Origin of the sequence: Kitasatospora sp. NPDC093558, assembly GCF_040683475.1 — a bacterium.
Taxonomy (GTDB): Bacteria; Actinomycetota; Actinomycetes; order Streptomycetales; family Streptomycetaceae; genus Kitasatospora.
In genome coordinates this window covers 1-2,104 of record NZ_JBFBDY010000917.1, presented here as the reverse complement: position 1 = coordinate 2,104, position 2,104 = coordinate 1, and the positions used below count along the sequence as shown (strand labels likewise).

Sequence of the window (2,104 nt, the reverse complement as noted above, 5' to 3'; positions counted from 1 at the left end):
GCCAGCAAACGATCAGCGAGATCAAGGAGGCCGCCCTGAAGGCCCTGGCCGAGGCGGGACCGGCGGGCATCACCCTGCGCGCACCGCTGCACGTACCGGCTACCGGGTCACCAGGCCCGGCCGGAGGTGGCACGCCACCGCGCGAGCCGGCTACCGGATCACCAGCCCCGGCCGGGGCCGACGCTGCGGCGCAACACGATCTCCGGGGCGATCTGCACCTGGGTCTCGGCGGGCGCCACGCCCTCCAGTTCCCCGACGAGGAGTTCCAGCGCCCTGCGGCCGAGTTCGCCGAAGTCCTGCCGCACGGTGGTCAGCGGCGGGGTGAAGTACGCGGCCTCCGGGATGTCGTCGAAGCCGACCACGCTTATGTCCTCGGGGACGGGCCGGCCGGCCTCGTGCAAGGCGCGCAGCAGGCCGAGGGCCATGTGGTCGTTGGCACAGAAGACGGCGGTGACGTCGGGCAGTCGGGCGATCCGCAGACCGGCCTGGTAGCCCGAGCGGGCGCTCCAGTCGCCGCGCTCCACCTCCGGCACCGGGGCCCCGGCCGCCTGCAGCGTGACCCGCCAGCCGTACTCACGGTCCTGGCTCTCCAGCCAGTTGGCCGGCCCGGCCACGTGGTGCACGGTGCGGTGGCCCAGGTCGAGCAGGTGCCCGGTGGCCTCGCCGGCGCCGAAGCGGTTGCTCACCGACACCATGGGCACCTGGGTCTGGTTGCCCGAGCCGACGGCGACCAGCGGCACCGAGCTGGAGAGCCGGGCCACCGCGCTCACGGCGGAGGTCTGCGGCGCGATCACGACGACGCCCTCGACCCCCTGGTCGCGCAGCCGGTCGACGGCCTCCTGGACCGAACGGCCGTCCAGGGAGCGCAGACTGGTCACGCTCACGAAGTACCCGGCGCTCCGCGCGGCGCGCTCGATCCCCTCCAGCATCGACGCGGGGCCGTAGAGGGTCGAGTCGAAGCTGACCACGCCGAGGGTCTGCGAGCGGCGGGTGACCAGCGTGCGGGCGGCCGAGTTGGGCCGGTAGTCGAGCTCCCGTATGGCCGCCAGCACCCGGTCCCGGGTGTCCGGCCGGACGTGCGGGGCGCCGTTGAGCACCCGGGACACCGTCTGGTGGGAGACACCCGCCAGTTTCGCCACGTCCGCCATCACGGGCTGGCGCTGTTCCGTCCCGGCGCTGTCGGTTCCCACTCGCAGTCCCCTCCTCGGCTGGAACCACAGTACGCGACCAGGTCCAGGCCAATCCGTCACCCTCGGTTCAACAGGCGGCACCCCTTCATACCAGGCCTTCGGGTCGCCGACATGTGCCGATAGTGCCAAGTTAGCGCTCACAGGCTCGCCACGGAGGCAGTTGCCGCAGATCGTCACCCCCACGGGTCGGACCGTCGCTTTCGGCGACCGATCGGGCGGGGCCGTGCTCAGTGCAGGACGATGGAGTTGGTGAGCGCTGCCATGCGGCCGTCGGCGTAGCGGACTTCGACGCGGACGAGCACCGATTCCGCTGCTTCGGCCGGGCGCATCGGCCACTCGACGGTGCCCGCGCCGTCGCCGGGCAAGGACGTTGTGTGGGCCCTCCCCTTTCCGGTGTGCAGCACGACTGTGCCGAAGGGCACACCGCGCACCTCGGCCCGTACGACTGCGGGGCCGTCGCCGGTCATCGCCGCTTCGCCGGTCGCCACCGCTGCATCGGTCACCAGCGCTTCACCGATACCGGCCGTCCGATCACCGCAGGTCACCGAGAACGCCAGCTCCACGCCGTCCGAGGCGGCGAGCCGGCTGCGGCCGGCCCGGATCCCCGCGAGGACCGCGCCGGCGCCCAGTTCGTCGGCCAGCACCACGGTGTGCGGGACGCCGATCTGGCCCGCCAGGTGGGCGTCGCTGTTGCCGACCGCCGGCCGCCACCGCCCCCGGCGGACGTCCGGGGCCAGGCTTCGGCCCCACTCGGTGAGCGCCGCCTCGTTGTCCGCCTGCCACGACAGGTCCGAGCGCCACGGCCCGTTCCACACCTCGACGGCGTCGAAGCCCCGGTACGGGTACCGGAAGGTCCCCGAGACGTACGGCGCGTGCGGGTGGGCCGCCACGCACAGCCCGCCGCCCCGCCGGAC

At 73.4% G+C, this 2,104-nt stretch carries 2 protein-coding genes; both read right to left on the bottom strand.

Annotated elements, in window-relative coordinates:
• Window positions 1-158 precede the first annotated feature (158 nt).
• On the bottom strand, window positions 159-1,190 hold the full coding sequence (locus AB0O00_RS36920; protein WP_363659073.1) for a LacI family DNA-binding transcriptional regulator: 1,032 nt from the start codon (window positions 1,188-1,190) through the stop codon (window positions 159-161).
• A 227-nt stretch (window positions 1,191-1,417) separates the two neighbouring features.
• Window positions 1,418-2,104 (bottom strand): PHP-associated domain-containing protein (locus AB0O00_RS36915; RefSeq protein WP_363659072.1); only part of this gene is annotated, 687 nt, incomplete at its 5' end.